Origin of the sequence: Sphingomonas sp. ABOLE (assembly GCF_003950455.1) — a bacterium.
Taxonomy (GTDB): domain Bacteria; phylum Pseudomonadota; class Alphaproteobacteria; order Sphingomonadales; family Sphingomonadaceae; genus Sphingomonas; species Sphingomonas trueperi.
Genome location: NZ_QQWY01000075.1, coordinates 1 through 7,386 on the forward strand (window position 1 = coordinate 1; position 7,386 = coordinate 7,386).

Sequence of the window (7,386 nt, forward strand, 5' to 3'; positions counted from 1 at the left end):
GAGGAAAGCAGGAAGAGAAGGGAAAGGAGAAATAGACAGAGAGGAAGAAGAGGATAAAGGCGGAGAGAACAGAGGGGGAGAAAGAGAAGGGAGTGAGGGAATAAAGAGGGAAGTTGGGTGAGATAGAAGAGAGCTGGGCGACGCTGCCGACCGCGCGTTCCTTCAGCGTATCCGCGCCGAAGGCGGAGATGGCGATCGGCACGTCCTGGACGTTTTCCGCGCGCTTCTGCGCGGTGACGACGATTTCGGCGATGCCGCTGTCCTGCTGCTTCGCTTCGGGCTGGGCAGGTTGTTCGGTGCTTTGGGCCCAGACGGGCGCCGCCCATGCCGCCGACGCGAGCAGGGCCGTGGCGAGACCAATGCGCATTTTCCTCTCCTGATGCGCGCCTTTTCGGCGCTTATCGGAGAAGGCTAGCGCGCGGATGGCGCCCCGTCTTGGACGGGTGCGCACCGCGATCAGGACGGACGCGCACCCCTGCACCGCCATTCGCGGGGGCTGGTGGCGAAGCGCCGACGAAAGCAGCGGCTGAAAAAGGCCGCGTCGTTGAAGCCGAGCGCGAAGGCGATGTCGGTCACGCTGCGGCCAGGCTCCGCGACCAGCAGTTCCGCCGCGCGGATGAGCCTGCGTTCGGTGACGAAGGCCGTGGGGGTGAGGCCGGTTTCGCGCAGGAACGCCTTCTGCACTGCGCGCGGACTGAGCCCGGTCGCAGCGCACAGGCTCGCGGTGCCGAGTTCGGGATCGCCGAGATGGCGCAGCGCATAGGCGACGGGCGTCTCCGCTCCTGTTGCGACGAACGGCGCGCTGCGCTGCTGCCGGCAGACCAGCCGGGTCGCATCCACCAGCAAGTCGCCCACGCCGTCGTCGACATCGCCGAGCATCGCGCGCTGGTCCCACAGGCCCAGCAGCATATGATTGAGAAAGGCGACGTGCGGATCCTGCCCCGGCAGCAGCCGGCCGTGCAGATTGCCCAGCCCGGTCCCGTCGCCGAGCAGCGCCGCCGGCACCTGCAGGATCAGGCATTCGTTGGTATCGGAAATGTCGATCGCATAGGGCCGGCTGTCATCGGCGACGAGGATGTCGCCCATCCCCCCCGAGACCGCCGCGTCGCCGTGCAGCATCGTCAGCCGCCCGCGCCGCTGGAGATGGAGCAGCAGATGATGCCCGTCGCGATTGCCCTCGCGCCGCACCTGCGCCCGCGCGCTCCGCGCCCGGGCCAGGCCCACCGGCCCCAGATGCCACCGGGCGAGATCGGCGCGAATGCCTTCCGGGGCGATCGCGGTCATGCCCGGAAAGGCTTCGGCGACGATGTCGCGCCAGAAGAGGTGCCGCCGCTGGCGCGGCACCGCCTGGGTGGTGAAATGTTCGACCGCGCTCAGGCAGCCGGCTCCAGTTCGACCGAATTGACGATATGGGCTTGCGTATATTCGTGCAGGCCCGCCTGGCCGAGTTCGCCGCCCAGCCCCGACTGCTTCGATCCGCGGAACGGGATGCGGGGATCGATGGCGAGATGCTGGTTCACCCACACCGTGCCGCTGTCGATCTTCATCGCCACTTCCGTCGCCCGCGCCACGTCGCGACCCCAGATCGTGCCGCCCAGGCCATAGTCCGAGTCGTTGGCGCGGGCGATGACCTCGTCGATGTCGCGATACTTCAGCACCGGCAGCACCGGCCCGAACTGCTCCTCGCGCACCAGCGGGGCGTCGTCGTCGAGATCGCGGACGATCGTCGGCGGGATGAAATAGCCCGGCCGGTCGAGCGCGTCGCCGCCGGCCAGCACGGTGCCGCGCTGCTTGGCGTCCGCGATCAGCGCCTTGACCTTCTCGAACTGCATCGCGTTCTGCACCGGGCCTACCTTGGCCCCCTGCTTGGCGCCGTCGTCGACCACCGCATCGCGGGCAAGCTGGGCGATCTCGGTGCAGAATTCCTCATACATGCCCTCGGGCACATAGGCGCGCTTCACCGCCACGCAGATCTGCCCGGCATTGTACATCGCGCCCTGGAACACCTTCTTCGCCGCCAGTGCGGGCTCGACATCGTCGAGCACGATCGCCGCGTCGTTGCCGCCCAGCTCCAGCGTCACCCGCTTAACGGCGTCGGCGGCGCTCGCCATCACCTTCTTGCCGGTGGCGGTCGAGCCGGTGAAGGCGACCTTGGCAACATCGGGGTGGGCGGTGAGCAGCGCGCCGAGATCATTCTGGTCGCAGACGATGTTGATCACACCCGGCGGCAACAGCTCGGCGAAGATCTCGCCCATCAGCAGCGAGGTGAGCGGCGTGGTCGGCGCGGGCTTCAGCACCATGGTGTTGCCCGCGACCAGTGCCGGGCCGATCTTGTTGGCGGCGAGGATCATCGGGAAGTTCCACGGCGTGATCGCCGCGACCACGCCCAGCGGGGTGCGGTGCTCGACGACGCGGTTGCCGCCCTCGTCGCGCAGCACCTTGGTTTCCGGGCGCATCTGGGTGAAGGCGCGCAGCGTGAACACGGTGCCCAGAACCTCGCCGGTGGCCTGGTCGAGCGGCTTGCCCTGTTCGGTGGTGAGCAGGCTCGCGAACTCGCTCAGCCGCTCCTGCAGCCGGGCGGCGACCGCCTCGACCTTCGCGGCGCGTTCCTCGATCGGCGTCGCGGCCCAGCCCGGGAAGGCGGCCTTGGCGGCGGCGACGGCGGCGTTCAGCTGATCGGCATCGGCCTTGGGGCAGCGCGCGAACGGCTCGGCCGTGGCGGGATTGATGACGTCGAACTGCGATGCGCCGTCGACGGCCTCGCCATTGATCAACAGCTTGAAGGTGCGTTCCAAGACCAATCTCCTAAAACAGACCGCGACTCGCCGCGGCGGATCTTCTATTTTGCGCAAATGTATCCCAGGCATACCGACCGAACAAGATGACCCAATCCGCTCCCCAGGACGACGAACTCGACACGCTGATCGGCTATCAGCTGCAGATGGCGCGCTTGCGGCTGATGGAGGCGGCGCATGCCGCGCTCGCTCCCTACGGCATCTCCCCTGCCCGGGTGACCGCGCTGGCGCTGATCCGGGCGCAGCCGGGGCTGGACCAGTCGGCGCTGGGCCGGGCGCTGTCGATCAACCGGGCGAGCGCGATGAAGCTGGTAAACCTGCTGGTCGAGCGCGGGCTGGTCGAGCGCCGGCCGGGCCGCGACCTGCGCAGCCATGCGCTGCACCTGACCGCCGAGGGCGAGACGCAGCTGCCGGAGATGGTCGCGCGGCTGCGCGAATCCGAGGCGCCGGTGCTTGCCGATCTGACCGAGCCCGAACGGGCGCGCCTGCTCCAGCTGCTGCACCGGATCCACGCGCCGTTCAGCCGCGATTGAGGTCATAGGCGCCGAGGCCGGGCTTGTAGCTCTTCTCGTCGATGAACTGGCGAATGCCTTCCTTGCGGCCCTCGCTCTTGTCATGGAAATTGGCCGCTTCCTGCATCCGCACGAGATAATCCTCGGCCTCGTCATAGGTGAGGGTGCCGACCCTGCGCACCGCATCCTTGGCGAATTTGAGCGCCACCGGGTTCTTCTTGAGAAGGATCTCGGCGATCTCGCGGGTGCGCGCCTCCAGCCGTTCGAGCGGCACGCTTTCGTTGACCAGCCGGCAGGCCGCGGCCTGTTTGCCGTCGATCAGCTCGCCGGTGAGCGTCAGCCACATCGCGTCGCGCATCGGCAGCAGGTCGACCACTACCTTGGTCACGCCGCCGCCGGGCAGGATGCCCCAGTTGATCTCGGAAAGGCCGAACTGCGCCTCGTCCGCCGCCACCGCGAGATCGCAGGCGAAGAGCGGGCCGAAACCGCCGCCGAAGCACCAGCCATTCACCATCGCGATGGTCGGCTTCTGGAACCAGCGCAGGCGGCGGAACCAGCCATAGCTTTCGCGCTGCGACGTGCGGATGCCGCCCAGTCCCTGCGCCTCGGTCTCGCGGAAATACTCCTTGAGGTCCATGCCCGCCGACCAGGCACTCCCCTCGCCGCCCAGCACCAGCACGCCGACATCGTCGCGAAATTCCAGCTCGTCGAACACCTCCGCCATGCGGCGGTTGAGCGCGGGGTTCATCGCGTTGCGCTTGTCCGGCCGGGCGAAATAGACCCAGGCGATGCGATCCTCGACGCGGTACGAAACGCCGTCCTTGGTGGTCATCCGATCCTCTCCGTCGCTGTGGCTACTGTATCCTTGGCATACAAATGGCCATTCGCAAAGCGCATTGCGACGATCCGCGTTTCGCCGCGCTCGCCAACGCTATCGCCGATGCCACCGGCGCGCGGCTGCGCGGCATGCCGCTCGCGCCGGAGTGGGGAAGGCGGCGACCGGACTGGGGGGCACCCAGCCCCCCCTGGCGCTGGCCGGCGGCCTGCCATGCTCCAGGAAAATCGAGCCCGTCTACGTACCGGGCAGGACCCGCCGTAGGGCGTGATCGAGCGCATCGATGAACGCACGCACCTTGGCGGGTACGAGCTGCGCGGTGGGATAGACGGCCCAGATGGCGAGCGGATCGGGCACCCCGTCCGTCAGTTCGATCTCGACCAGCGCCCCGCTGCGGATGGCCGCATCCACATCCCAACTCGACAGATTCGCAATGCCCAGCCCGCCAAGACACGCCTGGTGGATCGCCTCGATCGAATTCGCGCTGAATGCGCCGCCCACCCGCTGCCGAACGCGCTTGCCTCCCTGCACGAACGCCCAATGCGTCATGTGGGTCGGCAGCAGGCATTGATGGGCGATCAGATCGTCGATGCCGCGCGGCGCCCCCTGCTCCGCCAGATAGGCAGGCGAGGCCACCAGGCGGCGCGGATTGTCGGCCAGCTTGCGGGCGACGAGATGGTTGTCGCGCAACTTGGCGATCCGCACCGCCACGTCGATCCCGCGCGCGACGATGTCCACCTGCTCGTCGGTCATCAACAGCTCGACCTGCAGCGCCGGATGCGCGCGCATGAAGCCGGGGATCATCGGCGCCACCACCTTGCGGCCGAAGGCGGCCGAAGTGGTGAGGCGCAGCATCCCCGTCAGCCCCGCCTCGCTCGGCCGCACCGCCGCGATGCCGTTCGCCTGTGCCTCCAGCATGGCGCGCGCATGGGGCAGGAAGGCCTCGCCGGCGGTGGTGGGCGAAAGCGAGCGCGTCGTCCGGTGGACCAGACGGGCGCCGACCTCCTGCTCCAGCGCCGCGAGGCGCCGCGACGCCACCATGGCGCCGATCCCCAGCCGCCGCGCCGCGCCGGCGATGCTGCCGACCTGCACCGCCTCCACGAAGATCGCCAGCTCTGCGAGGTCCATTCTATCGCTTTCCGTTATACTGTCCTAAACAAACGGATGAGTACCGCCATAGCCGTTGCAATGCCATATCCGCGGCGTCGAAACCGCCGACATGGCAGCCCGAACACGGACATCGCGCCAGCGCCGGCAAGCAGTTCCCGAGGAAGCGCTCATGCATGCCACCACGCATCCTGCCGGCCCGATCGCGCCCGCTCTCGGCCGCGGGCTGAACTTCGCCATGGCGGTGGCGGCGGGCCTCGCCGTTGCCAACATCTATTACAACCAGCCGATGCTCGGCATCCTCGAAGGCGAGATGCCGGGCGCGCTGACCGGCCTCGTCCCCACCGCGACCCAGCTCGGCTATGCCCTGGGCCTGTTCGCGCTGGTGCCGCTGGGCGACCTGGTCGAGCGGCGGCGGCTGATCGTCGTCCAGTTCCTGGTGCTCGCGGCCGGACTGGTCGGTGCCGCGCTCGCCCACTCCTCCGCGATGCTGCTGGTCGCCTCGCTGCTGCTCGGCGCCTCGGCGACGGTGGCGCAGCAGATCGTGCCCTTCGCCGCGCAGCTCTCCCCGCCCGAGAAGCGCGGCGCGACCGTCGGCACGGTGATGTCCGGCGTGCTCTGCGGCATCCTGCTCAGCCGCACGTTGGCCGGCTTCGTCGCCGCGCATGAAGGCTGGCGGGCGATGTTCTGGCTCGGCGTGCCGCTCGCGCTGGGCGCGGCGCTGCTGATGGCGGTGACGCTGCCGCACAGCAAGCCGGCGAGCAACCATAGCTATGGAAGTTTGCTCCGCTCGCTCGTGCATCTGTGGGGCGAGTTCGGCCAGCTGCGGCTCGCCGCTGTCACCCAGGCGCTGCTGTTCGGCGCGTTCACCGCCTTCTGGACGATCCTCGCGCTGTATCTGGAGACGCCGCGCTTCGGACTGGGCTCGGAGATCGCCGGGCTGTTCGGCATCGTCGGCGCGATCGGCATCCTCGCCGCTCCCATCGCCGGCCGCCATGCGGACAAGCGCGGGCCGCACCGGGTGATCCTCGCCGGCACGCTGCTCACGGTCGTAACGTGGATCGTATTCGGCGTGTGGCACGCGGTCGCCGGGCTGGTAATCGGCTGCATCCTGCTCGATTTCGCGGTGCAGAGCGTGCTCGTCTCCAACCAGCACATCGTCTACGCGCTCCGCCCCGAGGCGCGCTCGCGGCTGAACACCATCTTCATGGGATCGATGTTCCTCGGCGGCGCCGGCGGTGCGGCTGCCTCCACCGCGGCCTGGAACGCGGGCGGCTGGAGCGCGGTCTCGGCACTCGGCATCGGCCTCGCCCTTCTCGCTTCCGCCCTGCAGCTCGCCAGTCGCCGCAAGGCCGCCTGAGCGCTGCACCTCCACGCCGTTCGCCCCCTCCTCCTCGGCGGACGGCATGGGCGCCTCCCTTGCCCATCCCCCATGTCAAGGAACCGGATCATGCATCCCACGCTCTTCTCGCCGGTCACGTTGGGCCGGATCGACCTCCCCAACCGCATCGTGATGGCACCCCTCACCCGATCGCGCGCCGGCGCGGGCAACGTGTCCACCGACATGATCATCACGGAGGCCACCCAGATCGCCGGCTGGCGCAAGGTCGCCGACGCCGTCCATGCCGAGGGCGGGCGGATCGTCATGCAGCTCTGGCATGTCGGCCGGGTCTCGCATCCGGTGTTCCAGCCCGGCGGCGCGGCGCCCGTCGCGCCTACCGCAATGGACGTGCCGGGCAAAACCTTCATCATCGACGTCGACGGCAACGGCGCCTGGGCCGAACATTCCGCGCCCGAAGGCGCTCGATCTGGACGGCATAAGCGCGATCGTCGCCGACTATGTAGTCCTTCTGCCGCTTGGTCGCGTAGCGGACTTCGAGTTCCTTGAGCGCCATCTGGGGGTACTCCGCTGGGGTTGCGGCGATTACCCCAGAAAATACCCCCAAAAGCAAATCGACGTCCTGGCGTTCGGTGGGGTCCAAAGGAGCCATCTGAGATGACGCGTGACCTGCTCCCCAGAAATCATGCCATTGGTAAGTTAGCTCGTCAGATGGAGACGAGTGATGCGGCGAAGCCGATTTACCGAGGATCAGATCATTGGGGTGCTGCGGGAGCATGAGGCTGGCGTGAAGACCGC

7 protein-coding genes and 1 pseudogene are annotated in these 7,386 nt (G+C 68.3%); 3 read left to right on the plus strand and 5 right to left on the minus strand.

Features of this window, described 5'->3' with window-relative positions:
• From CA234_RS23580 to CA234_RS23590, 3 genes and pseudogenes are all read right to left on the minus strand, one after another.
• Positions 1 to 367, minus strand: a pseudogene (locus CA234_RS23580) (TonB-dependent receptor); the annotation flags it as partial.
• 89 nt (positions 368 to 456) lie between these two features.
• Positions 457 to 1,344: an AraC family transcriptional regulator gene (locus CA234_RS23585; protein ID WP_126002901.1), complete on the minus strand. Its 888-nt coding sequence runs from the start codon at positions 1,342 to 1,344 to the stop codon at positions 457 to 459.
• 29 nt (positions 1,345 to 1,373) lie between these two features.
• Positions 1,374 to 2,795: an aldehyde dehydrogenase family protein gene (locus CA234_RS23590; RefSeq protein WP_126002902.1), complete on the minus strand. Its 1,422-nt coding sequence runs from the start codon at positions 2,793 to 2,795 to the stop codon at positions 1,374 to 1,376.
• A gap of 86 nt (positions 2,796 to 2,881) precedes the next feature.
• Between CA234_RS23590 and CA234_RS23595 the strand changes: the two genes are divergently transcribed.
• A complete protein-coding gene (locus tag CA234_RS23595) occupies positions 2,882 to 3,328 on the plus strand; it encodes a MarR family transcriptional regulator (RefSeq protein ID WP_126002903.1) in 447 nt (148 codons plus the stop codon).
• Here the strand turns inward: CA234_RS23595 and CA234_RS23600 are convergent.
• Together CA234_RS23600 and CA234_RS23605 are read right to left on the minus strand one after the other, a co-directional pair.
• Positions 3,315 to 4,139, minus strand: a complete 825-nt coding sequence (locus CA234_RS23600; protein ID WP_126002904.1) for a p-hydroxycinnamoyl CoA hydratase/lyase — start codon at positions 4,137 to 4,139, stop codon at positions 3,315 to 3,317. The genes CA234_RS23595 and CA234_RS23600 overlap by 14 nt on opposite strands.
• Positions 4,140 to 4,379: 240 nt before the next feature.
• A complete protein-coding gene (locus CA234_RS23605) occupies positions 4,380 to 5,270 on the minus strand; it encodes a LysR family transcriptional regulator (protein ID WP_126002905.1) in 891 nt (296 codons plus the stop codon).
• Between the two features lie 151 nt (positions 5,271 to 5,421).
• On the opposite strand from CA234_RS23605, the gene CA234_RS23610 reads away from it, so the two are divergent.
• Both CA234_RS23610 and CA234_RS23615 read left to right on the plus strand, forming a co-directional pair.
• Positions 5,422 to 6,609, plus strand: coding sequence for an MFS transporter (locus CA234_RS23610; protein WP_126002906.1), 1,188 nt, complete (start codon positions 5,422 to 5,424; stop codon positions 6,607 to 6,609).
• 90 nt (positions 6,610 to 6,699) lie between these two features.
• The gene (locus tag CA234_RS23615; protein WP_241213670.1) at positions 6,700 to 7,137 is read left to right on the plus strand and encodes a hypothetical protein; all 438 of its coding nucleotides are present in this window, start codon (positions 6,700 to 6,702) and stop codon (positions 7,135 to 7,137) included.
• Positions 7,138 to 7,386 lie beyond the last annotated feature (249 nt).

Coding starts and splice junctions, on each gene's coding strand:
- CA234_RS23595 (WP_126002903.1), top strand. CDS start 2,882: ATGACCCAATCCGCTCCCCAGGACGACGAACTCGACACGCTGATCGGC.
- CA234_RS23600 (WP_126002904.1), bottom strand. CDS start 4,139: ATGACCACCAAGGACGGCGTTTCGTACCGCGTCGAGGATCGCATCGCC.
- CA234_RS23605 (WP_126002905.1), bottom strand. CDS start 5,270: ATGGACCTCGCAGAGCTGGCGATCTTCGTGGAGGCGGTGCAGGTCGGC.
- CA234_RS23610 (WP_126002906.1), top strand. CDS start 5,422: ATGCATGCCACCACGCATCCTGCCGGCCCGATCGCGCCCGCTCTCGGC.
- CA234_RS23615 (WP_241213670.1), top strand. CDS start 6,700: ATGCATCCCACGCTCTTCTCGCCGGTCACGTTGGGCCGGATCGACCTC.